Below are 26,986 nucleotides of genomic sequence, written 5' to 3' on the forward strand. Positions count from 1 at the left end.
GGCACACCTGCACAGGACGATTCGGCGCGGTGCCACATGGCGGTCAAGCAGGGAAACCTCCCCAGTGAACTGACCAGTTTCGTCGGTCGACGGTTCGAATCCGCCGAGGCGCGCCGCCTGCTGTCGGAGTCGCGGGTGCTGACGCTGACCGGGCTCGGCGGTGTGGGCAAGACCCGGCTGGCGCTGCACGTCGCCGACGAGGCTCGACGCGCATATCCCGGGGGCACGTGGTTCGTCGATCTCAGTGAGCTGCAGGAACCGGCACTCCTCGACCAGACGGTGCTCACCGCCCTGGGCATCCAGGACCGTTCGGTGCGCTCGCCTCGTACGGTCCTGATCGAGCATCTGGGGGACGACCGCGCGCTGCTGATCCTGGACAACTGCGAGCACCTCCTCGGTCCGGTCGCGGTACTGGTGACCGAACTGCTTCGGAACTGCGCCGGTCTGACCGTGCTGGCGACCAGTCGCGCCCCGTTGGGCGTCCCCGGGGAGCGGGTGATGCGGGTCCCGCCGCTGGCGGTGTCGACCGAACCCTCGTCTGCCGCGCAGCCCGAGACCACGGACGGTGACGCGGTGGCGCTCTTCGAGCAGCGGGCGCGGGCCGCGATGCCCGACTTCCGGGTCACCGACGCGAACCGTGCGGTCGTCGGGGAGATCGTGCGCCGGCTCGAGGGGCTGCCGCTACCGATCGAGCTGGCGGCCGCGCGCCTGCGGGCGATGCCGGTCGATCAGATCCTGCGGCGGCTCAACGACCGCTTCGAGTTCCTGACCCGTGGCAGCCGCACCGCACCCAACCGGCAGCAGGCGCTCAAGTGGAGCATCGACTGGGGGTACGACCTGTGCACGCCGTCGGAACAATGGCTGTGGGCACGCCTGGCGATCTTCGCGGGCAGCTTCGATTTGGACGCGGTCGAGGGGATCCTGGGCGGTGAAGCGACGGACGAGGATCTGGTGGACCTCGTGACGTCGCTCGTGGACAAGTCCGTCCTCATCCGCGAGGCGGCCGGCGCCTCCGTCCGGTTCCGGATGCTCGAGACGCTTCGCGACTACGGACGCGGCCTGCTGCTGGACGAGGAGTGCGCGGCGCTGCAGCGTCGGCACCGGGACTGGTACCGGCAACTCGTGCTGCGGGGTCGGGCGGACTGGATCAGCTCCCGGCAGGTGGACTGGGCCAATCGGTTCGACCTCGACCGAGCCGACGTGAGAGAGGCGATGGACTCGGCGTTGCGCGACGCCGATACGGCCGATCCCGCACTGCAGATGACCAGCGCGCTGCTCGACTTCTGGATCGCCCGCGGCCGTCTCAGCGAGGGTCGGTACTGGCTCGATCGGGCGCTGGCGCGGCACGACGGGTCGGTCGCGGATCGTCTCGACGCGGCGGTCGCCGACAGCCTGCTCGCGGCCCTGCAGCAGGACACGGGCGCCGGCTCGGCGCTGGCCGCGGAGGCGCGCGGACTGGCGGCGCAGCTGTGCGACGACACCGCCGGGGCCTTCGCGGACTTCGCCACCGGCATGGTCCTGATCGCCGAGGGTGAGCTCCGGGCCGGGATCGAGCATCTCGAGCGGACGACGGAACCGTTGCGCAGCAGACACGACTTCCACCGGCTCGTGCCGGCGATGTACTGGCTCGGGTGCGCGTTGTTCGCCGTCGGCGATCTCGACCGTGCCGCCGCGGTGTACCGGGAGCAGCTCGACCTCACCGAACCGCGGGGCGAGATCATGTGGCGCGCGATGGCGATGTCGGACTACGGCTCCGTGCTGTGGCGGCAGGGCAGCCGCGCGCGTGGGGAGGAGTTGCTCGAGGAGTCCTTGGCGCTGCTGCGGGAGCTCGGCAACAAGTTCGGGTGTGCCTGGTGTTTCGAAGAACTCGCGTGGGCCTCGGCGAGACGCAGTCCCGAACTCGCGGCGGAGTTGATGGGCGCCGCGGATGCACAGTTCACCGCCACGGGAAGCCCCATGGCCATCTTCGAGAACATGGTCGCGTACCACGACGAATGTGTCGACCAGTCGCGACGACAGTTGGGCCAGAAAGGGTTCCGAGCCGCGTTCGATCGCGGGCGGGCGCTGGGTGTCGAGGAGGCGATCGTGCGTGCGCTCGCGGAGCAGCCACCGGAGTCGGCGGAACCGGCCGCCGCGGAGGACGCGTTGACGCCCCGCGAACTACAGGTGGCCGAGTTGGTGGCGCGGGGCCTGACGAACAAGGCGATCGCCGAGAAGTTGGTGATCTCGCAGCGCACGGTCGAGGGCCACGTCGAGCACATTCGGGACAAGCTCGGCTTCGGTTCGCGCACCCAGATCGCCACCTGGCTGCTCCGGCGGGCCGAGGGCGGGGACGGAACCTCAGCCCCCTGACGAGCCACCGCCCCCTGACGAGCCACCGCCCCCTGATAGAACGAAGGAACCCTGCCGGCGCGGGTGGCGCGGGCAGGGTTCCTCGAGCGGAGAGATCGGCCGGTCAGGCCCGAAGGTCTCCGAGTGCATCGATCCGCTTCACGGCGTCGGCCATGATCCGGTCGATCAGTTCCTGGCAGCTGGGCAAGTCGTCGATCATGCCGACCACCTGACCGGACGCGAGCACGCCGGCCTCCGTGTTGCCCTCGACCAGACCGGCCTTGAGCAGCATGGGGGTGTTGGCGGCCATGATGATCTGCTGCCACGTGCGGTCGCCGGACTTCTTCATGGCGAGGCCGTCCTTGGCGAGGGTGGACCACTTCATGCCCGTCATCGCCTTGAACTTCATGGCGTTCTTGGTCGCTGCCACGAGGCCCTTTGCGTAGCTGGACTTCTCGAGCGCGTTCACGAGGTCGGTGTTGAGCACGCGGTGCGGCATGCCGTCGACCTTCACCGACACCGTGGTGTCGGTGAGGCTGCGCTTGAGGTACTCCTGCTTGACCGAGTCCGGCACGGCCGAATCGCTCGTGAGCAGGAACCGGGTGCCCATCGCGACACCGGCCGCGCCGTACGACAGCGCCGCGGCCAGGCCGCGACCGTCGAAGAAGCCGCCACCGGCGACGACCGGGATGTCGACCGCGTCGAGCACGGACGGCAGCAGCAGCGTGGTTGCGACACCGCCGGTGTGACCACCGCCCTCACCGCCCTGCACGATCACCGCGTCGGCGCCCCACGAGGCCACCTTCACGGCGTGCTTGGCCGCACCGATCGACGGGATGACGACGATGCCGTTGTCCTTGAGCTTGGCGATCAGGTCCTTCTTGGGCGCCAACGCGAACGAGGCAACCTTGACGCCCTCACGGATGAGCAGGTCGCAGCGCTTGGCGGCGTCCGACGCGTCGGCGCGCATGTTGACGCCGAACGGCTTGTCCGTCAGCTGCTTGGTCTTGAGGACCGCAGCCTCGAGCTCCTCGTACGTCATCGTCGCCGAGGCGAGGATGCCGAGGCCGCCCGCGTTGGCGGTGGCCGCGGTCAGGCGCGGACCGGACACCCAGCCCATGCCCGTCTGCACGATCGGGTGCTCGACGCCCACCAGTTCGGTGAACGGCGTCTTCAGCACCTGGCTCACAGCGAAACCTCGCGGTCGCGCAGGCTCTTCGGATCCAGGACCTCGCGGATGATGCGCAGTTCCTCGGCGGTGGGCTCACGGGTGACGCCCACCGAATCCAGGCCCTCGACCTCGAACGAGGTGTTGGACGCGACGTCGTCCGCCGTGACACCGGGGTGCAGCGACAGCGCGCGGAACGCGTGGTTCTCGCCACCGAAGTCGAAGACACCGAGGTTGGTGACGACGCGGTGCAGGTGCAGGAAGCGGAACGCCGGGTCGCCCTCGTCGAAGCGGTCGTAGCCGACACCCGAGACGACGTCGACCTTGTCGACGAAGACGCGCGCGGAGTGCTTGCCCACCCAGTAGCTGGTGGCGTGGTTGATCGTGTTGCCCGGGGCGCCGCGAACACCGAACATCTGGCGGGTCGGCTGCTGCAGCGGGCCGAAGGCCGACAGGTTCTGGTTGCCGTAGCGATCGATCTGGTTGGCGCCCATGACGACGTGGCGGCGGCCGCCGGCGACGACGTCGAACACCTTGCGGAACGGCATCCAGCCCTCGATGGCGCCCTTCTTGCCGACCGCGGGGGTGTCCGCGAAGATCAGCGCCTCACCGTCGGTGATGAGCAGATCGGGCTCGGAGGTCAGGCGGGCCAGGCGGGCGCCGATGAGCGGCAGCGTCGCCATCGGGCTGGCCATGATCTCGCCCGCGCCGGCGAAGATCTCGGCGCATGCGATCGCGCAGTATTCCGCACGAGTCACAGTGCGAGTGTCGGGGTTTTCCGTGGAGGTCATGCCTGCTGCTCCTCTGCGAACTTCTTGACGGCGGCCTGGTAGTCGTCCTCGGATCCGGACAGGAACCGGTCGACGAACGCCTGCCACGACTCGGGGGTCTTGGCGGCCTCGGCGTAGTGGCGCTGGAACTTCTCGTCGCGGCCGTAGCTCTCGCCGGCGAGGGTGAAGTGCGCGCCGCCCGGTGCCTCGACGACACCGTCGACCATCATGCGGTTGAGGATCAGCTGCTGAAGCGGAACCTCCTTGACGAGCTGCTCGGTCTCGACGACCTTCTCGACGGAGACGTAGCGCTTCTCGGCGGCCATGCAGTACAGGTCGTCGAAGTACGGGTCGACACCCTGGTAGCCGGCATTGCCGTGCGCGTCACCGATGTTCAGGTGCACGAACGAAGCGTCCAGGTTCAGAGCCGGCATCGCGATGAGCGTCTCGGCCTTGCCGGACGCGTCGGTGTACGGCGAGGTGACGGTCTTCAGTTCGTCGCCCCAGAAGGTGCGGACGTCCGAGCCCAGGCCCGCACGGATCGGCAGGAACGGCAGGCGCGCGGCGGCGGCCTCGAGGCCGCACTTGACCATGCCCTCGTCCATCTCGCGAACCTCGATCTCGCCGCCCGTGCGCGCCTTGGCGAACCACGGATCGTAGAACGGGGCCGAGTCCAGGGACACGAAGCCGTAGTAGGCCTTCCTGACCTTGCCGGCCGAGCAAAGCAGGCCCAGATCCGGTCCGCCGTAGGTGACGACGGTCAAGTCCTTGATGTCCGAACGCAGGATCGCGCGGACGAAAGCCATCGGCTTACGACGCGAACCCCAACCGCCCAGGCCGATGGTCATACCACTGCGCAGTTCGCCGACGACCTCGTCGAGCGACATCCTCTTGTCACGCATGTTGTTCACTCCCTACTTGTTCGCACGCGGCTTGCCGGTGGCGACGAACTCGTCGCGGTGCTCGTCGGCGACGCCGGCGAGGTTGAGCTCGAACGTGAAGCCCTGCTCGATCCGGTAGCTCGTGTGCACGTCCATCACGTCGATGCGGTTGATGGCTTCCTTGGCGCGGCGGATGACGCGGGTGTCCTTGGCGGCGATCTCGCCGGCGACCTTGCGGGCGCACTCGTCGAGCTCGGCGCGCGGCACCACGTCGTACACGGAGCCGAAGTGCTTCAGCGTCTGGGCATCGACGTTCTTGGCCGTGTAGTACAGCGTGCGCATCATGTGCTGCGGGACCAGGCGGGCGAGGTGCGTGGCCGCCCCGAGAGCGCCGCGGTCGACCTCGGGCAGACCGAACACGGCGTCGTCGGACGCGACGATGACGTCCGCGTTGCCGACCAGGCCGATGCCGCCGCCGACGCAGAAGCCGTTGACGGCGACCACGACGGGAACCTCGCAGTCGTAGACCGCGGAGAAGGCCGCAGCGCAGCCGCGGTTGGCGTCGATCAGCGCACCGTGGCCCTCGGTGGCCTGCATTTCCTTGATATCGACGCCGGCGTTGAAGCCGCGTCCCTCGGCGCGCAGGATCACCACGTGGGTGCTGGGATCCTTGCCCGCTTCGAGGATGGCGTCGGCCAACTCGAACCAGCCCTTGGAGGGGATGGCGTTCACGGGCGGGTAGTCGACGGTCACCGTGGTGATTCCGGCACCGTCCGAAGTCGAGGTGATGCCCATGGCATGTTCCTTACGTCTGTTGACCGAACCAAGCGATTGCTTGGTAAGTTATCACAGACAGGCGCGAATGACGCGTGCCGCTGCAGGGAGGAATAAGGTGGATCTCGGTCTCGAAGGCAAGGTCGTGCTGGTGACCGGTGGAGTGCGCGGAATCGGCGCCGGAATCAGCCGGTCGTTCCTGCGTGCGGGGGCGACGGTGGTGACGTGCGCGCGGCGTCCGAGGGAGGACACCGCCGAGCCCATCGAGGTCGACGGCCGTGGTGTCGACTTCATCGCGTGCGATGTCCGCGACCCCGAACAGGTGCAGTCGATGATCGACCGGATCGTCGAGAAGTACGGGCGCCTGGATTCCGTCGTCAACAACGCCGGCGGTGCCCCGTTCGCGATGGCGGCCGACGCCGGCCCCAAGTTCCACTCCAAGATCGTCGAGCTGAACCTGCTCGCACCGCTGCTGATCTCGCAGATCGCCAATGCGGTCATGCAGAAGCAGGAGGACGGCGGATCGATCGTGATGATCTCCTCCGTCAGCGGGAGCCGACCCTCGCCGGGCACCGCGGCCTACGGCGCGGCCAAGGCCGGCATCGACTCCCTCGCGGCGAGCCTGTCCGTCGAGTGGGCCCCCAAGGTGCGGGTCAACTCGATCGTCGTCGGCCTGGTCCGGACCGAGCTGAGTCACCTGCACTACGGCGACGAAGCCGGTATCGAGGCCGTCGGCGCCACCGTCCCGCTGGGTCGGATGGCGCGTCCCGAGGACATCGGCAACTGTGCGACATTCCTGGCATCACCGTTGGCGGCCTACGTCAGCGGTTCGACCCTTACCGTCCACGGCGGCGGCGAGCGCCCGGCCTTCCTGGCCGCGGCTACTACAGAGGAGAAGAAGTGAGCGGTTTGCTTGACGGCCGAGTCGTCATCATCACCGGCGCCGGCCGTGGAATCGGTCGCGCCCACGCGCTGGCCTTCGCGGCCGAGGGCGCCAAGGTCGTCGTCAACGACATCGGTGTCGGCGGCGACGGCTCCACCACCGGCGAGACCCCTGCCGAGCAGGTTGTGTCCGAGATCAAGGCCGCCGGCGGCGAGGCCGTCACCAACGGAGACGACGTCGCGTCGTGGGAGGGTGCCCAGAACCTGATCCAGACGGCGCTGGACAACTTCGGCCGCCTGGACGTCCTGGTCAACAACGCCGGCTTCCTGCGTGACCGCATGCTCGTCGGCATGAGCGAGGAAGAGTGGGACGCGGTCATCCGCGTGCACCTCAAGGGCCATTTCGCCCCGCTGCGCCACGCCGCCGCGTACTGGCGTGCCGAGTCCAAGGCCGGACGTCCGGTGGATGCCCGCATCATCAACACCAGCTCGGGCGCGGGCCTGCAGGGCTCCATCGGCCAGGGCAACTACGCTGCGGCCAAGGCCGGTATCGCCGAGATGACCATCCAGGCCGCCGCGGAGCTGAAGAACTACGGCGTCTCCGTCAATGCGATCGCCCCCGCCGCCCGCACGCGCATGACCGTCGGCGCCGGCGGCGCCATGGCCGAGGCGATGGCCGCCCCGGAGGAGGGCTTCGACGCGATGGCGCCGGAGAACATCTCCCCGCTGGTCGTGTGGCTGGGCTCCGCGGAGTCGAAGGACGTCACCGGACGCGTCTTCGAGGTCGAGGGCGGCAAGATCACCGTCGCCGAGGGCTGGCGCCACGGCCCCACCCAGGACAAGGGCGACCGCTGGGATCCCAAGGAACTGGGCCCGGTCGTCGCCGACCTGCTGTCCAAGGCCGAGACCCCGACCCCGGTCTACGGCGCGTAGGCGGCCCCCAGCCCGTGCGCCTTTCCGGTAGCTGGAGCTACCGAAAAGGCGCACGGGCAGCTTGCTGCTCTGGCCGAGATCGCCGCGGGACGCTACGCTTGCGACGATGACTACCTACTCTGATCAAAGATTGGGGGCCCAGTTCACACACGGTGAGTGCTGATGCACCCTCCGACCGTGAGCGGGATAGAACCCCGACTGTCCTTCTGGCTGCGCGCGCGAGAGTTCGCTGTGCCGCCCTCCATGATCGAGACCGCCACCGCCCGCCGTCGTGTCGGCGACTGGTTCGGCGCTTGTGCCGCAGCAGGTTTCGATGCCGAAATCGATCTGCACGCCCTCGCCCGTGAACACGGCCGCGCCGTCGCGACGCGGGTCCTGGCCGACCTGCGACATCTGGCGCCCGACCTGCTGCGATGGCACCTACCGCGGGTGGCACCCGACGGGCTCCTGCGCCCCGGGCTGACCGTCGCACTGGCTCGGTACGGACCGATTCGGCACCGAAGACGTTGTGCCGAGAACGATTCGGTGTACCTCGTGGCCCGCACCGCCCCGGCCTGGGCCGACGCCGGGCAGCGGATCGTGCTGACTCTGTGGGACGGCTCCGGCGCCTCCCGGCAATCCCACCCGCATTTCCGGCCCAACCGGCGTTACCGGTTGGACCTCCATCGACACCTGTGGGATGCGCGCCGATGCGGTGATCTGCGAAGGCGTTGCGGCGCATCGCAATCGGCAGGAGATGCCGGGTTCGACCCGGCTCTCACGGAAGTCGTGCCGGACGGCTGCGCCGTCGACCGGTGGGCGGCCGAAATCGGTATCCTGCTGCGCGCGGACGGGCTTCGCGACGGACCGGTGCGGGTGCGGTGCGGGAGTTCCGCCGACCTGGTGGTGGAACCGGCCGCGGGCATCGACATGGCCGGATTGCGGCTCGTGGACGACTACCCGCGGGGACGACTCGCTGCCCTCCCGGTGCTTCCCGATGCAGCGATCCGCGTGCCGCCCGATCTCGAGTTGCTCAGATCGGGAGCGATCACCGCCGACCGGTTGCACCCGCTGGTCGCCGCGGCCCTGGAGCCGGGGTGGGAGCCGCCGCTCGGAACCCGAACACCGCGCCCGGAGAAGCGCATTCATCTGGTGGACTGCCGCGGGGAGCGACACCGGATCGGACTGTCCGACGGTGCCCTGACCGCTCTCGATCACGACCCCGCCGAGATCCGGCGCGAGGAACTGCTCGTCGCGCTGGGCGGAACACCGCTCCCGTGCCTGCAGGCCATCGACCGGGCCCACCGCCGTCCCGACTGTCTACCCGGCGTCCGCGAACGCCTGGACCACGGAGACACCGCGGGCGCGCTCGCAGTCGTCGAAGAACTTCTCGGCCCGGACGCCGTCCTCCGTGACGGACCGTTGCTGGACGAACTCCGGGCGTGCGCCGATCGTCACGACACGTACGACCGATTCCGTTCCACGCCACCGGAGGCACCGCCCGCATCGCGTCCCCGACGCGGCCGACGGTCGCGCGGCGCCCTGTCCAGCTGATCTCGCTATCTCCGAACAATCTGTCGCGCAGCGTGATCGAACGCCCGCGCGCTGTGACTCCTTCGACACCACAGGTGATGCACATGTCTTCCGCACTTCTTCCGCCCCCGTCCGCGACCGTCGAGCTCGACAGCGCCGCCGCGCTCTCGGCGTTGCTGGACACGGTCGACTCCGAACCCCGCCCCGACGACCAGTTGGACGCGCTCACCCTCGCCGTGGCCGCGGACCTGCCGGTACTGCTGTGGGGTGAACCGGGCATCGGCAAGACCGCCGCCCTGACCCAGCTCGCCGAGGCTCTGGACCTGCCGCTGACCACCGTCATCGCAAGCGTGCACGAGCCGTCGGACTTCTCGGGTCTGCCCGTCCTCGGGGACGACCCGGCAACCCACGGGGTCCCGATGGCCCCGCCCGACTGGGCCGTCCGGCTCGTGCAGGCCGGTCGGGGACTGCTGTTCCTGGACGAACTGTCGACCGCGCCGCCCGCCGTGCAGGCGGCGCTGCTGCGGCTCGTCCTCGAGCGGAGAATCGGGTCCCTGAAACTTCCGCCCGGGGTACGCATCGTCGCCGCCGCCAACCCGCCGTCGTCGGCAGCGGACGGTTGGGAACTGAGCGCACCGCTGGCCAACCGATTCGTGCACCTGCACTGGACGCACGATCACGAGGTGGTCGTCCGGGGTCTCGGTGGCACCTGGCCCCGCGCGACACTGCCTCGCCTCGACCCGGAGAAGTTCTCCTCCGCAGTGACATTCGCCCGCCGCGCGGTCTGCGAGCTGCTGACCGTTCGCCCCGCGCTGGTACACCGACTTCCCGGCAGCCAGACTCGCCGCGGCGGCGCCTGGCCGTCGCCGCGCAGCTGGGACATGACTGTCCGGCTGATCGCGTTCGCCACCGCCGCCTCGGCGTCGACCGACGTCCTGTCCCTGCTGGTGCGGGGCAGCGTCGGCGACGGCGCCGGTTTCGAGTTGCTGGCCGCCATCGACCGGATGGACCTCCCGGACCCGGAGACGCTGCTCGCCGACCCGGCGGCGGCAGACCTGCCCGAACGCGGCGACCTGCGTCAGGCCGTGCTCGACGCCGTCGTGGCCGCCGTCCGGCGGCAGCCGGAGAGGCGTCGCTGGGATGCCGCGTGGACGCTGCTGGTGGCCGCGGTGCGGACCGGACCGCCGGATCTCGTGGTCGTGCCGGCCACCACCCTGGCCACCTTGCGCCGGGACGACTGGGAGGTGCCGGCGGCCGTCGATCGACTGACCGGTGTCGTGTCCGTGTCACAGGCGGCGGACCGGGCCGCCGACCGCGCCGGCGTGCAGGTGAAAAGATGACCGCGGCGACCCCGCTCGACCCGGAGAAGATCTATGCTGCGCGGTTGCACGCCGTCCGCGCCCGGCCCTATCTGGCGACTGCCCTGTACGCGCTGCACATCGTCGCGTCGCCGCGGGTACCGACGATGAGTGTGGACCGGCACTGGCGTTGCTACGCCTCGCCGGCGTTCGTCGCCCAGCGGCCGGTGGAGGTCCTGGCCTCGCACCTGGTCCACGGGGTCTCGCACCTGCTGCGCGACCACCACGGCCGCAGCGATCGCTACGCCCGCGCCCACAAGCTGACCGGACCCGCGGAGCGGCTACGGATGAACCTCGCTGCCGACGCGGAGATCAACGACGACGCGTTCGGCGACGGATTGCCGTTACCCGACGACGCCGTGCTGCCCGCGACCCTCGGCTTGCCCGGCGACCAGCTCATGGAGGACTACCTGCGCCAGTTCCGTCTCGGCCCCCGCACCGACGGGCTGACGTGGCTCGACTGCGGCAGTGGCGCCGACGGTCTGTGTCGCGAGTGGGAACTCGGCCCCGCCGGCGCGAACGCGCTCACCGACCAGCAACGCGACGCAGTCCGGTTCCGGGTGGCGCAGAGCATCACCGGACGGCCCGGGCAGGCATCCCGCGGATGGCGGCGCTGGGCGCAGGAGACGCTGCACCCGGCGCAGCCGTGGCGAGCGCTGCTGGGCGCGGCGATCCGCTCCGCCACCTCCTCCTCCGGCACCGGCGAGAACTACACCTACCAGCGCCCGGCGCGGCGTTCGGCGGCCGTGCCCGGTGCGATCCTGCCGAGCCTGAGGCGCACGCCACCTCGGGTCAGCGTCGTCGTCGACACGTCGGGATCGGTCAGCGACACGGATCTGGGCAGCGCGCTGCTCGAGGTGGCGGCCATAACGCGCGCCGTGGGCGGGCGGCGTGACCTGGTGACGGTGCTCTCGTGCGATGCGGCGGCCCGGGTCGTGCACCCGCTGTGTCGGGCCGAGGACATTCCGCTGTTCGGAGGCGGGGGCACCGACCTGCGTGCCGGGTTCGCCGCGGCAGTGCGCGGCCGACCCCGCCCCGACGTGGTGGTCGTCCTCACCGACGGGCAGACCCCGTGGCCGGTCGATCGACCCGGATGTCGAACGGTGGTGGGCCTGTTCCCCCGGGTGGGTCCGCACCCTCGGCGGGACGACGAGTACGTCCCCGATCGGCCACCGGAGTGGGCTCGTGTGGTGCAGATCGGCTGAGCGGCTCTGCCGCCCGTGCGTCGTTCCGGTAGTGGCGGCTACCGAAAGGGCGCACGGGCGCGAAGTGCCTAGGCCGGGGTGCGGACGATCAGCACACTGCCGGGGAAGTAGGCGGCCAGCTCGCTGCGCGCCTGCTTCAGCGACGCGGTGCCGTAACCCTGCTTGCGGGCGTCCGGGGCCACCCAGATCGCGACGTCCACCTCGTTGCCGGTCTGCTCGCCGAAGACCAGGCCCACACTGTCCGGGGCGTCGCCGGTGGTGCACTCCGCGACGAACCACGCCGCCGACTCGTCGTCCATGCGCTTCAGGCCGCCCTGACGCTCGCTCTCGACCCGGTCCGGGTCCCACGGCTCACCGTTGTCGTCGAACCGCTCGGTGCACCGCGCGCGGAACAGCTCGGAGTCGGCGTCCGAATCGGTGAAGGGGCGCAGGCGAACTCCCGCGCCCGTGCTGTACGGTCGCTGGTCGGGCAGCCACTGCAGCGTCGCGTCGAGGTCCTCCAGTTCGGTGCGAATGCGGTCGCGCTCGCGGGCCGTCAGCCGATCGAAACGCAGATTGAGCACGGCGTCCGCGCAGAACTCGGTGGTGTCGAGAAGCTCGCGTACCGCGGCGACAGCCGCCTCACGATCCTTGCTCTCGACGATGGCGTCCAACACCTCGTGGCGCCGGTCGAGCGCCTTCAACAGCGCCGAAGCGATCTCACGCCGGTCGATCACCTGGTCGTGGTTCTTCACTGTCATGTCGCGACATTCCTCCTCGAGAACCGGGTACCCGGCGCCGATGTGCCGGGCCTGGACGTCCATTATTCCCGCCCGAGCCCGGCTGGGGGAGTGCCGCGCGCTATTCGCAGATGACCACCGGAATCTGCCGATCGGTCCACGACTGGTAGTTGTCGAAGTCGGCGTAAAGGTCCACCAGCCGGGGCCACAGCTCGGCACGCTCGGCCTCCGTGGCCACCCGCGCCCGCATCTTGCGGACCCGCGACTTCACCTGGACCGTGACCTCCGGGTTCGCCCGAATGTTGAGGTACCACATCGGGTTCTTCGGCAGGCCGCCCTGCGACGCGACGAGCACGATGCGGTCGCCGTCCTCGAGGAACAGCAGCGGACTCACCCGAGGCCGTCCGGTCTTGCGGCCCGTCGTGGTGAGCAGGCAGACGGGGATCCCCCACGGGAACGCGCTACCCACTCGCCACTTGCCACCCAGTCGCCCGCCGGTGGCCCGATACAGCTTCACGTTGATCCGCGACATCCACTTGATGATGTCGACCGTGTACTTCGAATCGAGCCCCGACGGGCGCTGAGTCGTCATGTCAGTGCAGCTCCTGTCAGATCCGCTCGATGATCGTGCCGGTGGCCAGTGCGCCGCCCGCGCACATCGTGATCAGCGCGGTGGAGCCGTCGCGCCGCTCGAGCTCGTGCAGGGCCGTCGTGATGAGACGAGAGCCGGTGCTGCCGACAGGATGTCCGAGCGCCAGGGCGCCGCCGTTGACGTTCACCTTCGCCATGTCGGGGCCGTGGACCTGTGCCCACGACAGCGCGACGGACGCGAACGCCTCGTTCACCTCGAACAGGTCGAGATCGCCGATCTTCATACCGGCCTTCTCGAGCACCCGCGAGGTGGCCTGGACGGGGCCGTCGAGGTGGAACTCGGGCTCGGCGCCCACGAGCGCCTGGCTGACGATTCGGGCGCGCGGCGTCAGGCCGAGCGCGCGGGCGCGGTCCTCGTCCATCAGCATGACGGCGGCGGCGCCGTCCGAGATCTGCGACGACGTGCCGGCCGTGTGGGTGCCACCCTCTAGGACCGGCGTGAGCTTGGCGAGGGACTCGGCGGTGGTGTCCCGCAACCCCTGATCACGGCTGACGACGTCGGTCTCCGCCGTGGGCTGCTTGTCCGCACCGATGACCGGCGCGGTGACCGGGACGATCTCGCGGTCGAACCGGCCCTCCTCCCACGCCTGCTTGGCGCGGGCCTGCGACTGCACGCCGAGCACCTCGAGGTCCTCGCGGGTGAGACCGCGGCGCTTGGCGATTCGCTCGGCGGCCTCGAACTGGTTGGGCATGTCGATGTCCCACGAAGCCGGCCGACGCGGACCGGCCTCGGTCCCGACGTTGGCGCCCAGCGGCACCTGGCTCATGGCCTCGACGCCGCACGCGATGCCGACGTCGATCGCGCCGGTCGCGATGAGCCCGGCGATCAGATGGTTCGCCTGCTGCGCCGAGCCGCACTGGCAGTCGATGGTGGTGGCGCCCACCTGCCACGGCAACCCCGCCGCGAGCCACGCGGTACGGGTGACGTTGTTGGACTGCGCACCGGCCTGCGTGACACACCCGCCGATGACCTGCTCGACCAACGCCGGATCGATCCCGGCGCGGTCTACGATGCCCTTCTGGGCGGCCCCGAGGATCTCGGCCGCGTGCAGACCGGACAGCCAACCACCGCGCTTTCCGATCGGGGTGCGAACTGCCTCGACGATAACTGGTGTGCCCACGGCGGGCTCCTTTCCTTCTCCTGTTCGCAAAATAGAACAGGTTCTCTCGGTCAGGCAAGCTTCGGTGAGCGGGATCTTCGCCGAACCTTTCCCTGATCGTTGCTCTGTGCTTCAATGCATATAGAACGTGTTCCACATCACTTCGCGCCTGGTCGCGAGGGCAGGAGACAGCAGTGGCGCAGCCCAACATTCCCGCAGGGTTCGACTTTACGGATCCCGACATCTACGCGCACCGACTCCCGGTCGAAGAGCTTGCCGAGGTTCGCAAGACGCAGCCGGTGTACTGGGTCGATCAGCCCGACGGAGTCGGCGGTTTCAACGACGGTGGCTACTGGTTGGTGACCCGCCACGAGGACATCCGCGACGTCTCGATGCGCAGCGACGTGTTCTCGACGTGGGAGAACACCGCCATCCCGCGTTTCGCCGACGACATGGAGCGCCAGCAGATCGAACTGCAGCGTTTCGTGCTGCTGAACAAGGATGCGCCGGAGCACACCAAGCTTCGCAAGCTCGTCGCGCGCGGCTTCACGCCCCGCGCCATCAACGGGCTCAAGGCCGAACTGCGCGACCGCGCCGAGGCCATCGCCAAGGCCGCCGCTGCGGAGGGTAGCGGCGACTTCGTCACCCAGGTGGCCGCAGAGCTGCCGTTGCAGGCCATCGCCGAGCTCATCGGTGTGCCGCAGGAGGACCGGCGCAAGGTCTTCGAGTGGTCCAACCAGATGACGTCGTACGACGATCCCGAGTTCGCCGACATCGATCCGGCTGCCGCATCCATGGAGATCCTCGGGTACGCGTACCAGATGGCCGAGGATCGCAAGAAGAACCCGACGAGCGACATCGTCACGACGCTCATCGAGGCCGACGTCGACGGTGACGTGCTCAGCCCGGAGGAGTTCGGCTTCTTCGTCATCGTGCTCGCCGTGGCCGGCAACGAGACCACGCGCAACGCGACCACGCACGGCATGAAGGCCTTCATGGACAACCCCGAGCAGTGGGAGCTGTTCAAGAAGGAGCGTCCGAAGACGGCGGCGGACGAGATCATCCGCTGGGCCACCCCGGTCGCATCGTTCCAGCGGACCGCGCTCGCGGACACCGAGATCGGTGGTGTGCAGATCAAGAAGGGCCAGCGCGTGGTGATGAGCTACGTGTCGGCGAACTTCGACGAAGAGGTGTTCGAGGAGCCGCACAAGTTCGACATCACGCGGAATCCCAACCCGCACCTGTCGTTCGGCGGTACCGGCGCCCACTACTGCCTCGGCGCCAACCTGGCGCGCATGGAGATCGACCTGATCTTCAACGCGATCGCCGATTTCCTGCCGGACATCACCGAGGCCGGCGACACCCGCCGTCTGCGCTCCGGTTGGCTCAACGGCATCAAGGAGTACCAGGTCGATTACAAGACCTCCGGCTGCCCGGTCGAACACTAGGCGTCCATCCGACACAGACGCGGTAGCGTCGGCGAGTTCCCTCATCCCTCGCCGGCGCTACCGCTTTGTCGTCTCCGCACAAGGCTTCATCGGCGCCGGAAGATGCCCGCCCACAACGACAGCGGGGCGGTCACCGACTCGGTGACCGCCCCGCGGACGTGTTCGAGAAACTCAGACCTTCTTCAACGTCTTCATCGCCCGCTCGACCTCCCAGAACGCGCGCAGCGACTTCAGCTTGCCGGCCGCATCGACGCGGTAGACGAACACGCCTTCGGCGTCGATCTGGTTGCCGGCGACGACCGTTCGGATCGTGCCGATGTTGACGTTCTCGTCGCCGCACACCAGCGAATCGTTCACGATGAACTCGAGCGAGTCGGTGTTCGCGATCGTCATGTCGTAGAACTTCGAGATGGCCTCGCGGCCGTGGTGGCCCTTGCCCTCGGGATCGAAGCCCGAGGGGCCGACCGGGTCCTCGACCCAGCCGTCTTCGGCGAACAGATCGAGCCACTCCTCCTTGCGCTTTCCACTCGCGGCGGACTGCGACGCCTTCGCGGCGATGCGCGCAGGATGCTCGGTGTCGGTTGTCGTCATACCGTACTCCTAGTGGATGTACTGATCGGCGAACTTGCGCAGCGAATCCTGCTTGGCCTCGAGAGGCGCGTCGAATCCGAGGCCGTCGAAGATCCACGGGACGACGATGCTGTCCGTGATTCCGGCCTCGGCCATCTCGGCGTAGCCATCCTTGCCGAACCGGTCGATGCACACCGCCTGGATCTCGAAAGGCAGTTCCGCGCGGCCGTATTCGGCACGGAGCTCGTCGAGGCGGGCCATCGTGGCGACCAGGTCGTCGAACTTCATCATCGCCGACGTCCAACCGTCGCCGATCCGGGCCGCGCGCTTGAGCGCGACCTCGGTATGGCCGCCGACGTAGAACGGCACCGGCTTGCTCGGTGCCGGACTCATCTGCAGGCGGTCGAAGTCGAAGAACTCACCGTGGAACTCGACCATGCCGCCGTCCAGCACGAGCTTGATGATCTCGATCATCTCGTCGACGCGGGCCCCGCGCTTCTTGTACGGCGCGCCACACCACTCGAATTCCTCCGGAGCCCAGCCGATTCCGACCCCGAAGCCGAACCGGTTCCCGGTCAGGTTGGCGACCGAACCGACCTGCCGAGCGAGCAGCAGGGGATTTCGTGAACCGAGCTTGAGTACGTTGGTGTAGAAGCCGATGGTGCTGGTGACAGCGCCCATCGCGGCCGCCGCGATCAGCGGGTCCACCCACGGGGTCTCGGCATTCCACATGCGCGAGCCGTCTGGGGTGTACGGGTAGTCCGCGGCGGCCGTCTCCATGAAGAACAGGGAGTCGGGCAGCGCGATGTTCGCGAAGCCAACCTCCTCTGCGGTCTGTGCCAGGGCGGTCAGCTGGTCCAGCGGGCTCATCGCGATGCCGACGGTGAACTTCATGGTGGGACCCTCTCCTAGTTGGTCGGACGGTCGGCGCCGACCACCCACATCGCGAAGTACTGCGAGCCGCCACCGTATGCATGCCCGAACGCCTTACGGACACTGTCGACCTGGTGATCGCCCGCGCGTTCCATGACCTGCATCGCCGACTCGGCGTAGCGGATCATGCCGGACGCGCCGATCGGGTTGGACGAGAGCACACCGCCGGAGGCGTTGACCGGCAGACGTCCGCCGAGCGCGGTCTCGCCGGCCTCGGTGAACTTCCAGCCCTCGCCTTCGGGCACGAACCCGAGGTTCTCGAGCCACATCGGCTCGAACCACGAGAACGGCACGTAGATCTCCGCCTCGTCGATCTCGGTGAGCGGGTCGGTGATGCCCGCAGCCTTCCACAGCGCGGCCGACGCGTCCCGACCGGCCTGCGGATTGGCGACGTTGCGACCGGCGTACGACAGCGGCTCCGTGCGCATCGACGTGGCGTGGATCCACGCCACCTTGCGGCCACCCGAGACGACCTCCTCCGCGGCGGCTTCGTTGCCGATGATGATTGCACACGCGCCGTCCGACGACGGGCAGGTCTCGTCGTAACGGATGGGGTCCCAGAGCATCTGGGACGCCTGCACCGACTCGACCGTGATGTCGGGCTGCTTGAGATGTGCGTACGGGTTCAGGGCGCCGTTGCGACGGTCCTTGACGGCCACCATGGCGCCGATGTGGTCGGGGGCTCCGGACCGGCGGATGTACGAGCGCACGTGCGGGGCGAAGAACCCGCCGGCGCCGGCGCCGACCGGCATCGTGAACGGCACCGGGGTGGACAGCGCCCACATCGCGTTGGACTCGGACTGCTTCTCCCACGACACGGCGAGAACGCGCTTGTGAATTCCGGCCTGCACCAGGCTGGTCGCGACGTTGCCGGTCGACGCGCCGACCGAGCCGGCGGTGTGCACACGCAGCAGCGGCTTGCCCTGCGCGCCCAACGCATCCGACATCGCGAGCTCCGGCATCATCGAGCCCTCGAACAGGTCGGGGGCCTTGCCGATGACGATGGCGTCGATGTCGTCCCAGCCCACCTGGGCGTCGGCCATCGCGCGGTCGATCGCCTCGCGGACCAGTCCGGCCATCGTGACGTCGTGACGCTTGGCGACGTAGTACGTCTGGCCGGTGCCGAGGACGGCGGCGAGTTGCTTGGCCATATCAGTTGCGTCCTTCCATGACGGCGACCAGGTTCTGCTGCAGTACAGGGCCACTGGTGGCGTGGGCGAGGACGCGCTGCGCGTCGCCGCTCATGATCGAGCGGGCCGCGTAGCCGATCCGCTCGAGCCCGCCGGAGAACATCGGGTTACCGGTGAGGGGTCCACCCGACGGATTGATCGTGGTGGCGTCGGTCAGGCCGATCGCCTCGCGCAGGATGATTTCTTGATGCGTGAACGGCGCGTGCAACTCGGCAACGTCGATGTTCGATACCTCGCCGCCCGTCGCGGCACGAGCAGCCGACGCCGTCGACGGTGACGTCGTCAGATCGCGCGACCCGATACTGGGCGAGTCGATACGGTGCTCGATGCCGGTGATCCACGCCGGACGCTCGCACAGCTCGCGCGCACGGTCGCCGCGGGCGAGGATGATCGCGGCCGCACCGTCGGTGATCGGCGCGCAGTCGTGGGCTCGCAAGGGATCCGCGACGTACTCGGAGGCCAGCAGCGTCTGGATGTCGACGTCACCGGAGATCTGGGCGTCGGGGTTGGACTTCGCGGCAGCGCGGCTGCGCTGGGCGATCGCCGCCATCTCCTCGGCGGTCCACTTTCCGGACTCGAGGCCGAGTCGGGCCTGCAGGCCGGCAACCGAGACCGAATCCGGCCACAGCGGTGAGACCAGGTACGGATCCATCTGCATCGCCAGGATCTGGCGCAGATTGCCGGCGGACGACTTGCCGAAGCCGTACACCAGCGCGGTGTCCACCTCGCCGGTCATGAGCTTGACCCAGGCCTCGTACAGCGCCCAGGCGGCGTCCATCTCGACGTGTGACTCGTTGATCGGCGGCACGGCACCGATCGAGTCGATCGCGGAGATGAACGAGAACGAACGGCCGGCCAGGTAGTCGGACGATCCTGAGCACCAGAAACCGATGTCGGACTTGGTGATTCCGAGTTCGGAATACAGCTGCTGGAAGCAGGGGACCAGCATCTCGACACCGTTGGTGGTGCCGGTGGTCTCGCGCACATGGGGGGCCTGTGCGAAGCCGACGACTGCAATGTCTGTCATGTTCTCGAGGCTCCTAGAGATGGTGTTTGTAGCTGTCGTAGTCCGCGTCGGGCTCACCGCTCGGGCGGAAGTGGGAGACGTTGCGGAGCGAGTACTCCCACTCCTCCTCGGGCCGCCACACGGCTTCCACGCGCATGCCCATCCGGACCTCGGACGCGTCGACGTCGAGGATCAGGTGCAGGAACGGGATGTCCGCGCCGTCGAGCAGCACGTAGGCCGCGACGTAGGGCGGCTTGATCTGCTGGCCGAGGAACGGGACGTTGACGATGCAGAAGGTCGTGATGGTGCCCTTGTCCGACACCTCGACCTGCTCCTTGGTGGGCATGCCGTCGGTGGGGTTGGCTCCGCGCGGCGGCACGTAGACCTTGCCGTTCGCGTCGGTGCGGCCACCGATGATCTTGCCCTCCATCAGGCCGCGCAGGTAGTAGGTCTCCTCGAACGACGCGGTGTGCGTGTAGTGCAGGTCGATCGGCGTGACGATGTCGGTCACCGGATCTCCGACGGAAACGGTTGTGGTGGACTCGGTATCGCTCTCCCCGGGCTCGAAGCACGCGATGTCCTTGATCCGGCCGGTACGCTCGTCCGCCCAGCGAACCCGCACTCGCATGCCCGTGCTCATCGCGTCGGGCGATCCGGCGTCGACGGCGTGCAGGATCGAGGTGTCCGCGCCGTCGAGCTGCACCAGCGCCCACGCGAACGGGTGGGTGAGGGGCTGGCCCTCGATGGGGTCGGGCATCCACGACCAACTGACGACCGTACCGGTGTCCGCGACGTCGACGAACTCGGTCATGGGCTCGTGGGTCACCGGATCGAACTCCGGCGGCGGCACGTGGACCCGGCCGTCGGAACTGCGGGCCCCGACGATCTTTCGGTCGCGGAGGCCCGTCACGAAGGCTCCGATGGTCGGCCCCACCGAGCGGGTGTAGTCGAATTTCAGATTAAGTGGTGCCCTCAGTGGCTGCTCGGCCACTCGGCTCTGGCTCGCTGTCTTTCCTTGGGTCACGGATTCGAGTAGAACAGGTTCTTATTACTGTGGCAAGAGTCACTGCCGATATGGGAAAACGCGGAGGCACGCAATGAAGCTGGGGTTACAACTCGGGTACTGGGGTGCGCAGCCGCCGTTCAATGCGCAGGAACTGGTGACCGAGGCCGACGCCTCCGGGTTCGACGCCGTCTTCTCGGCCGAGTCCTGGGGCAACGACGCTTTCACGCCGCTCGCGTGGTGGGGTGCGAGTACCGAGCGCATCCGGCTGGGTACGTCGGTGGCGCAGATGTCCGCTCGCACGCCCACCAACTGTGCGATGAACGCGTTGACCCTCGATCATCTGTCGGCCGGCCGTGCGATCCTCGGCCTGGGGGTGTCGGGACCGCAGGTGGTGGAGGGGTGGTACGGACAGCCCTTCCAGAAGCCGCTCGCGCGGACCCGTGAGTACGTCTCGATCGTTCGTCAGGTCCTCGCCAGGGAGGCTGCCGTCCGCAACGACGGACCGCACTATCCGTTGCCCTACACCGGTTCCGGCTCCATGGGGTTGGGTAAGCCGCTCAAGCCGATCACCCATCCGCTGCGGGCGGACCTACCGATCTGGCTGGGGGCCGAAGGCCCCAAGAACGTCGCCCTCACCGCCGAGATCGCCGACGGGTGGCTCGCGATCTACTACACGCCGCGGCTGGCGCCGATGTACAACGAGTGGCTCGACGAGGGATTCGCTCGGCCGGGCGCCCGCCGCAGCCGCGAGGACTTCGAGATCGCCGCCACCTGTCAGGTGATCGTCACCGACGACCGCCGCGCCGAGATCGACAAACTGCGCCCGATGACCGCGCTGTACGTCGGCGGGATGGGCGCCGCCGAACTGAACTTCCATGCCCAGGTGTACACCCGGATGGGATACGGAGACGAGGTCCAGGAGATCCAGCGGCTGTTCCTGTCGGGACGCAAGGACGAGGCGGCCGCGGTCGTCCCCGACCGCATGGTCACGGACACGATGATCATCGGCAACGTCGACGAGGTGCGCACCCAGGTGAAGGAATGGGAGGACGCCGGCGTCACGATGCTGCTGGTCACGTGCCGCAGCGTCGAACACATGCGGCAGCTCGCGGCCGCGGTCGGCACCGCCTGACCCCGCGAACACGAAAAGGCGCGGGACCTGGTCGATTCCGGGCCCCACGCCCTCGCGCGAATCGGGTTCGGTCAGCGGGGTGCCATGCGAATGGCACCGTCGAGGCGGATCACCTCACCGTTGAGCATCGGGTTGGACACGATGTGGGCGGCGAGCGCGCCGTACTCGGCGGGATCGCCCAGGCGCGACGGGTGGGGAACCTGCTTGCCGAGGGACTCCTGCGCGGGCTCCGGCAGTCCGGCGAGCAGGGGAGTCTTGAACAGGCCCGGTGCGATGGTGACGACGCGGATCAGCATCGACGCGAGGTCGCGTGCGATCGGGAGCGTCATGCCGACGACGCCGCCCTTGGACGCGGAGTAGGCGGCCTGGCCGATCTGCCCGTCGAAGGCCGCGACGGACGCGGTGTTGACGATGACGCCGCGCTCACCCTCGACGGGTTCCGTCCGGGCGATACGCTCGGCGGCGAGGCGAAGGACGTTGAACGTGCCGACGAGGTTGATGTTGACGACGCGCTGGAACTCCGCGAGCGGGAAAGCTCCCTGCTTGCCGACGGTCTTGATCGCGTTGCCGATGCCGGCACAGTTGACGGTGACCCGCAGCGGGCCGAGCGACTCGGCGAGATCGAGGGCGGCGACGACGGACGCCTCGTCGGTGACGTCGCCGGCGGCAAAGCGCACCCGGTCGCCGAGTTCCTTCGCGACCACCTCGCCGTTCGACGACGGCAGGTCGAGGATGACGACACTGGCACCCTGCTCGTGCAGGGCCTTGACGGTGGCCAGGCCGAGGCCGGAGGCGCCGCCCGTGACGAGTGCGACGCTGTCCTTGACGATCATGCGTGTTCCTTTCGGATGTGCTTGTCTATCAGAATCGTTCGATGTCGATCGCGCCACCCGGTACGCCCTCACCGCACGCGAGGCGAACCGCGCCGACGACAGCCTCGGTCATGGGTTCTTCCTCTCGACACCGCACTTACTTATCGCTCGCTAAGTTGGTACCACGGGGGCAGGCCAGGGTCAACGGGCGGGGCGGTCAGCCGGCGGGGGCGACCATCTTCGCGGCGATCGCCGCATACTTGGCCGCCACCGCCTCCGGGCCCAGTTCCCCCTCGGCGTGGTACCAGCGGGGGATGGCCTGGCACATGCCCAGGATGGCGCGGGTGGTCTCGGCCGGATCCTCGATGTCGAAGGTGCCCGCATCGACACCGTCCCGCACGATGTCGAGCACGATCGTCTCGATGTCCTTGCGCACGGCGCGGTACCGTTCGAAATTGTCCGAGGTCAGGTATCTCGCCTCGCCCTCGATCGCTGCCAGCCGGGCGCGGTCGGTCATCCGCAACACGATCGCCGACACCACGTTCGTCAAGCGCACCGCCGGGTCGTCGCCGCCCGCTTCGTTCGCGGACCTGGCTCGGGCGAGGACGTCGCCGGTGCCGAGCTCGATCAGCGCGACCAGCAACCCTTCCTTGTTCTCGTAGTGGTAGTACAGCGCAGGGACCGTGACGCCCACCCGGCGGGCGATGTCGCGTACCGACGATCCGTGGAAGCCCTTGTCGTAGAACGCGTCCAGGGCGGCGTCGAGGATGGGGGTGAGCTCCAGCGGCTCGAGGCGCCGCCACTCCGGCGGGGGACCCCCGTCTGCGCGTGTGCCCATCGGTGCTCTCACCTGTCCATCGTCGGTCAATGCCCGTCGAGGATACGTGGGTGAACCGATGCCCTTCGGTCCGACGGTGTGCGGTACTACCGGCCCGAGAACTTGGGGGCGCGCTTCTCTGCGAACGAGCGCGGGCCCTCCTTGGCGTCGTCGCTCTTGAAGACGGCCATGCCGATCTCGGCCTCGAGCGCGAACGCCTCCTCCTCGTGCAGGCCCTCGGTGACGCGGATCGTCTTCAGGATCGCCTGCACCGCGAGGGGGCCGTTGGCGGCGATCTGTTCGGCGATCTCGAGAGCTTTGGCGAGGGCCTGGCCGTCGGGGACGACGTGACCGACGAGGCCGAGCTCCTTGGCCTCGGGTGCAGGCACCGTGCGGCCCGTGAGCAGGATTTCCGCCGCCAGGGTGTACGGGATCTGTCGCACCAGTCGCACGGCGGAACCGCCGAGCGGGAACAGACCCAGTCGTGCCTCGGAGACGCCGAACCGGGCGCTCTCCCCGGCGACCCGGATGTCGGTGCCCTGGAGGATCTCGGTACCGCCCGCGATGGCCGGACCCTCGACCGCAGCGATGAGCGGCTTGGTCAGACGCCGCCCCTTCAGCAGTGCGGGGAGCCGGGTCACGTCCATGCCGGCACCGAACTTGTCGCCCGGAGCGTTGCGGTTCATCTCCTTGAGATCCATTCCGGCGCAGAACGTGCCCCCGGCACCGGTGAGAATTGCGACGCGAATGTCGGGATCCGAGTCGATCCGGTCCCACGCGTCGGTCATGATCGCCATCATCTCGGCGGAGAGCGCATTGCGCGCCTCGGGCCGATTCATGGTCACGATGAGGACATGGCCACGCTTCTCGACCAGGCAGTGGGGCGAATTGGCCGAAACATCCGCTTTTTCGCTGGTTCCGGTGGACACTGGCGACTCCCGGTAGGTGTGTGAGCTGGGTCTCGATTTGGGTCTTGTCACTGACAGTAACACGTTCTACTTTGTTGACGTGGCCATTAATATCGCAGACCTCGTCGAGCATTCGATAGACCTCAACCCGGACCGAGTCGCGCTGGTGGACGCCGACCGCGAGATCACCTTCGCGCAGTTGGAGGAGCGGGCCAACAGACTGGCCGACTACCTGCGTGATCACGGTGTCCGGCCGGGTGACAAGGTGGGCATCTACAGCCGCAACACCATCGAGGCCATCGAGTCGATGGTCGCGGTGTTCAAGGCGCGCGCCATCATGGTCAACGTCAACTTCCGGTACGTCGAGAACGAGTTGCAGTACATCTTCGAGAACTCGGACATGGTCGCGCTCATCCACGAACGCCGCTACAGCGATCGGGTCGCCGGCGTCCTGCCCGCCACCCCGCACGTTCGGACGACGATCGTGATCGAGGACGGTTCGGATCTCGACTACTCGTCGTACGGCGGCGTCGAATACGAGAAGGCGCTCTCGCAGGGGTCTCCGGAGCGGAACTTCGGTGAGCGCAGCCCGGACGACATCTTCATCCTCTACACCGGCGGCACCACCGGCATGCCCAAGGGCGTCATGTGGCGGCACGAGGACTGGTGGCGGGTGCTCGGCGGCGGGGTCAACTTCGTCACGGGTGAGTACCTCGAGGACGAGTGGGACCTCGCGAAGCTCGGGGCCGCCAACCCTCCCATGGTGCGCTTCCCGATTCCGCCGATGATCCACGGCGGTTCGCAGTCCGCGGTCTTCCACAGCCTCTTCGGCGGCGGGACCTTGGTGATGGTGCCCGAGTTCGACGGGCACGCGGTGTGGCAGGCGATCGACCGTCACGCGGTCAATCTGATCTTCATCACCGGTGACGCCATGGCCCGGCCGATGATCGACGCGTTGATCGCCGGGAACCCCGAGACCGGTGAGCCGTACGATCTTTCGTCGCTGTACGTGATCGCCAGCAGTGCCGCGCTGTTCTCGCCCGCGCTCAAGGAGCAGTTCCTGGACCTGCTGCCGAACCGTTTGCTCACCGACTCGATCGGCTCGTCCGAGACCGGTTTCGGCGGTATCGCAACCATCACCAAGGGCTTCGAGCACTCCGGGGGGCCACGCGTGAAGATCGATGCCCAGACCAGCGTCCTCGACGAGGAGGGCAACCCGATCGAACCCGGGTCCGGCAAGGTCGGGATGCTCGCCCGCAGTGGCCACATCCCGATCGGCTACTACAAGGACGAGGAGAAGACCAAGGCGACCTTCAAGGTCTACAACGGGATTCGCTACTCGATCCCGGGGGACTACGCCTCGGTCGAGGAGGACGGCACCGTGACGATGCTCGGCCGCGGCTCGGTCTCGATCAACAGCGGTGGCGAGAAGATCTACCCCGAGGAGGTCGAGGGCGCGGTGAAGACGCACCCGGACGTGTTCGACGTTCTCGTCGTCGGAGTCCCCGACGAGCGCTGGGGCAACCGGGTCGCGGCTGTCGTCGCGCCGCGTCCCGGCGCCCGGCCCAAGCTCGACGACATCGTCGAGGCGGCGCGGAAGGAAATTGCCGGGTACAAGGTGCCGCGCAGTCTGTGGCTCGTCGACGAGATCAAGCGTTCCCCGGCCGGTAAGCCGGACTACAAGTGGGCCACCGCGCAGACCCGCGCCCGCGAGGCGGACGACCATCTCACCAACGGCAAGGACTCCTGATGCACACCGATCTCGCCGCGAAGTTCGGCATCCGATACCCGATCTTCGGGTTCACTCCGTCGGAACACGTCGCCGCCGCGATCTCGCGGGCCGGGGGGCTCGGCGTCCTCGGATGTGTCCGGTTCAACGATCCGGACGAGCTGGACGCGGTGCTGACGTGGATGGACGAGAACACCGACGGCAATCCGTACGGCGTCGACATCGTCATGCCGGCCAAGGTGCCCACCGAGGGCGCCGCGGTGGATCTCGACAAGCTGATCCCGGCCGAGCACCGTGCCTTCGTCGACCGGACGCTCGACGAGCTCGGCGTACCCCCGCTGTCGGACGACGTCGAACACGCAACCGGCGTGCTGGGCTGGCTGCACTCGGTGGCCCGCTCGCACGTGGACGTCGCGCTGGGCCACCGGATCGCGCTGATCGCCAACGCTCTCGGTTCACCGCCGAAGGACGTCATCGACCTCGCACACGAGAAGGGGGTGCCGGTCGCGGCTCTCGCGGGTGCCGTCGACCATGCCCGCAGTCACGTCGAGAACGGCGTGGACATCGTGATCGCGCAGGGCTACGAGGCCGGCGGCCACACCGGCGAGATCGCTTCGATGGTGCTGGTACCCGAAATCGTCGACACGGTAGGCGATTCCGCGGGCGTCCTCGCGGCGGGCGGCATCGGGAGCGGCCGCCAGATCGCCGCTGCTCTCGCACTCGGTGCGTCCGGCGTCTGGATGGGCTCGTACTGGCTCACCACGAGCGAGTACAAGCTCGGGAGTGCGGCCGGCGGGCCGTCGTCGATCCAGCGGGCGCTGCTGGGCGCGACCTCGGCGGACACCGTGCGCTCGCGCATCTACTCCGGCAAGCCGGCGCGCCTGCTCAAGACGAAGTGGACCGAGGCCTGGGCCCGGCCCGACGCCCCCGACCCACTGCCGATGCCGCTGCAGAACATCCTCGTCAGCGAGGCGCACCAGCGCATCTCGGCGGGCGACGACCCGGAGGTGGTGGCCATGCCGGTGGGGCAGATCGTCGGCCGGATGAACGAGATCCGCCCGGTCGCCGACATCATGGCCGAACTGGTCGAGGGATTCGAGTCGTCCGTATCCCGCCTCGAGCGTCTCAAAGACTGACCGGAGCGGTCGGCG

The 26,986-nt window shown here is 68.5% G+C and carries 25 protein-coding genes; 10 read left to right on the top strand and 15 right to left on the bottom strand.

Features of this window, described 5'->3' with window-relative positions:
• Positions 1-36 precede the first annotated feature (36 nt).
• Positions 37-2,352 carry an ATP-binding protein gene (locus E7742_RS22240; protein WP_137800924.1) on the top strand — a complete coding sequence of 772 codons (2,316 nt, stop codon included), beginning with the start codon at positions 37-39 and terminating at the stop codon, positions 2,350-2,352.
• Positions 2,353-2,455: 103 nt separating this feature from the next.
• On the opposite strand, the gene E7742_RS22245 is transcribed toward E7742_RS22240, so the two are convergent.
• The 4 genes from E7742_RS22245 to echA20 are packed head-to-tail and all read right to left on the bottom strand — an operon-like array spanning position 2,456 to position 5,945.
• Positions 2,456-3,520 carry an NAD(P)H-dependent flavin oxidoreductase gene (locus E7742_RS22245; protein WP_137800925.1) on the bottom strand — a complete coding sequence of 355 codons (1,065 nt, stop codon included), beginning with the start codon at positions 3,518-3,520 and terminating at the stop codon, positions 2,456-2,458.
• On the bottom strand, positions 3,517-4,290 hold the full coding sequence (ipdB, locus tag E7742_RS22250) for a cholesterol ring-cleaving hydrolase subunit IpdB (RefSeq protein WP_137800926.1): 774 nt from the start codon (positions 4,288-4,290) through the stop codon (positions 3,517-3,519). Before ipdB ends, E7742_RS22245 begins: the two co-directional genes overlap by 4 nt.
• A complete protein-coding gene (gene ipdA, locus E7742_RS22255; RefSeq protein ID WP_368076933.1) occupies positions 4,287-5,180 on the bottom strand; it encodes a cholesterol ring-cleaving hydrolase subunit IpdA in 894 nt (297 codons plus the stop codon). The genes ipdB and ipdA overlap by 4 nt, the downstream gene beginning before the upstream one ends.
• A 3-nt stretch (positions 5,181-5,183) precedes the next feature.
• Positions 5,184-5,945 (bottom strand): (7aS)-7a-methyl-1,5-dioxo-2,3,5,6,7,7a-hexahydro-1H-indene-carboxyl-CoA hydrolase, encoded by a 762-nt coding sequence (gene echA20, locus E7742_RS22260; RefSeq protein WP_137800928.1) that lies wholly within the window; start codon positions 5,943-5,945, stop codon positions 5,184-5,186.
• Positions 5,946-6,042: 97 nt separating this feature from the next.
• On the opposite strand from echA20, the gene E7742_RS22265 reads away from it, so the two are divergent.
• The 5 genes from E7742_RS22265 to E7742_RS22285 all read left to right on the top strand — a co-directional run bounded on the left by E7742_RS22265 (position 6,043) and on the right by E7742_RS22285 (position 11,814).
• The gene (locus E7742_RS22265) at positions 6,043-6,828 is read left to right on the top strand and encodes an SDR family oxidoreductase (RefSeq protein WP_137800929.1); all 786 of its coding nucleotides are present in this window, start codon (positions 6,043-6,045) and stop codon (positions 6,826-6,828) included.
• Positions 6,825-7,739 (top strand): SDR family oxidoreductase, encoded by a 915-nt coding sequence (locus E7742_RS22270; protein WP_137800930.1) that lies wholly within the window; start codon positions 6,825-6,827, stop codon positions 7,737-7,739. Before E7742_RS22265 ends, E7742_RS22270 begins: the two co-directional genes overlap by 4 nt.
• Before the next feature lie 156 nt (positions 7,740-7,895).
• Positions 7,896-9,272, top strand: a complete 1,377-nt coding sequence (locus E7742_RS22275; RefSeq protein ID WP_137800931.1) for a hypothetical protein — start codon at positions 7,896-7,898, stop codon at positions 9,270-9,272.
• 77 nt (positions 9,273-9,349) lie between these two features.
• The gene (locus E7742_RS22280) at positions 9,350-10,591 is read left to right on the top strand and encodes an AAA family ATPase (protein ID WP_137800932.1); all 1,242 of its coding nucleotides are present in this window, start codon (positions 9,350-9,352) and stop codon (positions 10,589-10,591) included.
• A complete protein-coding gene (locus E7742_RS22285; RefSeq protein ID WP_137800933.1) occupies positions 10,588-11,814 on the top strand; it encodes a vWA domain-containing protein in 1,227 nt (408 codons plus the stop codon). Before E7742_RS22280 ends, E7742_RS22285 begins: the two co-directional genes overlap by 4 nt.
• 68 nt (positions 11,815-11,882) lie before the next feature.
• Here the strand turns inward: E7742_RS22285 and E7742_RS22290 are convergent, their stop codons facing one another.
• The 3 genes from E7742_RS22290 to E7742_RS22300 form a co-directional block, all read right to left on the bottom strand.
• Positions 11,883-12,554 carry a GNAT family N-acetyltransferase gene (locus E7742_RS22290; RefSeq protein ID WP_137800934.1) on the bottom strand — a complete coding sequence of 224 codons (672 nt, stop codon included), beginning with the start codon at positions 12,552-12,554 and terminating at the stop codon, positions 11,883-11,885.
• Between the two features lie 100 nt (positions 12,555-12,654).
• Complete coding sequence (locus E7742_RS22295) at positions 12,655-13,125, bottom strand: nitroreductase family deazaflavin-dependent oxidoreductase (protein ID WP_137800935.1); 471 nt, start codon at positions 13,123-13,125, stop codon at positions 12,655-12,657.
• Positions 13,126-13,141: 16 nt separating this feature from the next.
• The gene (locus tag E7742_RS22300) at positions 13,142-14,305 is read right to left on the bottom strand and encodes a steroid 3-ketoacyl-CoA thiolase (RefSeq protein ID WP_137800936.1); all 1,164 of its coding nucleotides are present in this window, start codon (positions 14,303-14,305) and stop codon (positions 13,142-13,144) included.
• A gap of 173 nt (positions 14,306-14,478) precedes the next feature.
• Between E7742_RS22300 and E7742_RS22305 the strand changes: the two genes are divergently transcribed.
• Positions 14,479-15,732: a cytochrome P450 gene (locus E7742_RS22305; RefSeq protein ID WP_137800937.1), complete on the top strand. Its 1,254-nt coding sequence runs from the start codon at positions 14,479-14,481 to the stop codon at positions 15,730-15,732.
• Positions 15,733-15,903: 171 nt separating this feature from the next.
• Here the strand turns inward: E7742_RS22305 and E7742_RS22310 are convergent, their stop codons facing one another.
• Genes E7742_RS22310 through E7742_RS22330 form a run of 5 tightly spaced genes read right to left on the bottom strand, consistent with a single transcriptional unit; the run spans position 15,904 to position 20,422 of the window.
• Entirely contained in the window at positions 15,904-16,323 is a 420-nt protein-coding gene (locus E7742_RS22310) for a nuclear transport factor 2 family protein (RefSeq protein ID WP_137800938.1), read from the bottom strand.
• A 9-nt stretch (positions 16,324-16,332) separates the two neighbouring features.
• The gene (locus E7742_RS22315) at positions 16,333-17,196 is read right to left on the bottom strand and encodes a TIGR03619 family F420-dependent LLM class oxidoreductase (protein WP_137800939.1); all 864 of its coding nucleotides are present in this window, start codon (positions 17,194-17,196) and stop codon (positions 16,333-16,335) included.
• A gap of 14 nt (positions 17,197-17,210) precedes the next feature.
• Positions 17,211-18,386, bottom strand: a complete 1,176-nt coding sequence (locus tag E7742_RS22320) for a thiolase domain-containing protein (protein WP_137800940.1) — start codon at positions 18,384-18,386, stop codon at positions 17,211-17,213.
• A gap of 1 nt (position 18,387) precedes the next feature.
• The gene (locus E7742_RS22325) at positions 18,388-19,452 is read right to left on the bottom strand and encodes a thiolase domain-containing protein (RefSeq protein WP_137800941.1); all 1,065 of its coding nucleotides are present in this window, start codon (positions 19,450-19,452) and stop codon (positions 18,388-18,390) included.
• Between the two features lie 13 nt (positions 19,453-19,465).
• A complete protein-coding gene (locus E7742_RS22330; protein ID WP_217497515.1) occupies positions 19,466-20,422 on the bottom strand; it encodes a Zn-ribbon domain-containing OB-fold protein in 957 nt (318 codons plus the stop codon).
• 106 nt (positions 20,423-20,528) lie between these two features.
• Here E7742_RS22330 and E7742_RS22335 point away from each other — a divergent pair, with 106 nt between their 5' ends.
• On the top strand, positions 20,529-21,569 hold the full coding sequence (locus E7742_RS22335; RefSeq protein ID WP_137800943.1) for an LLM class F420-dependent oxidoreductase: 1,041 nt from the start codon (positions 20,529-20,531) through the stop codon (positions 21,567-21,569).
• 71 nt (positions 21,570-21,640) lie between these two features.
• Here the strand turns inward: E7742_RS22335 and E7742_RS22340 are convergent, their stop codons facing one another.
• The 3 genes from E7742_RS22340 to E7742_RS22350 all read right to left on the bottom strand — a co-directional run bounded on the left by E7742_RS22340 (position 21,641) and on the right by E7742_RS22350 (position 24,127).
• Positions 21,641-22,402: a 3-hydroxyacyl-CoA dehydrogenase gene (locus E7742_RS22340; RefSeq protein ID WP_137800944.1), complete on the bottom strand. Its 762-nt coding sequence runs from the start codon at positions 22,400-22,402 to the stop codon at positions 21,641-21,643.
• A gap of 196 nt (positions 22,403-22,598) precedes the next feature.
• Positions 22,599-23,219, bottom strand: a complete 621-nt coding sequence (locus tag E7742_RS22345) for a TetR/AcrR family transcriptional regulator (RefSeq protein ID WP_137800945.1) — start codon at positions 23,217-23,219, stop codon at positions 22,599-22,601.
• Between the two features lie 86 nt (positions 23,220-23,305).
• Positions 23,306-24,127 carry a crotonase/enoyl-CoA hydratase family protein gene (locus E7742_RS22350; RefSeq protein ID WP_137800946.1) on the bottom strand — a complete coding sequence of 274 codons (822 nt, stop codon included), beginning with the start codon at positions 24,125-24,127 and terminating at the stop codon, positions 23,306-23,308.
• A 79-nt stretch (positions 24,128-24,206) separates the two neighbouring features.
• Here E7742_RS22350 and E7742_RS22355 point away from each other — a divergent pair, with 79 nt between their 5' ends.
• Together E7742_RS22355 and E7742_RS22360 are read left to right on the top strand one after the other, a co-directional pair.
• Positions 24,207-25,856 carry an acyl-CoA synthetase gene (locus E7742_RS22355; RefSeq protein WP_137800947.1) on the top strand — a complete coding sequence of 550 codons (1,650 nt, stop codon included), beginning with the start codon at positions 24,207-24,209 and terminating at the stop codon, positions 25,854-25,856.
• Positions 25,856-26,971 (top strand): NAD(P)H-dependent flavin oxidoreductase, encoded by a 1,116-nt coding sequence (locus E7742_RS22360; RefSeq protein ID WP_137800948.1) that lies wholly within the window; start codon positions 25,856-25,858, stop codon positions 26,969-26,971. The genes E7742_RS22355 and E7742_RS22360 overlap by 1 nt, the downstream gene beginning before the upstream one ends.
• The last annotated feature ends 15 nt before the right edge of the window (positions 26,972-26,986 follow it).

This window comes from Rhodococcus sp. SGAir0479, from assembly GCF_005484805.1.
In the GTDB taxonomy this organism is placed as follows: Bacteria; Actinomycetota; Actinomycetes; order Mycobacteriales; family Mycobacteriaceae; genus Prescottella.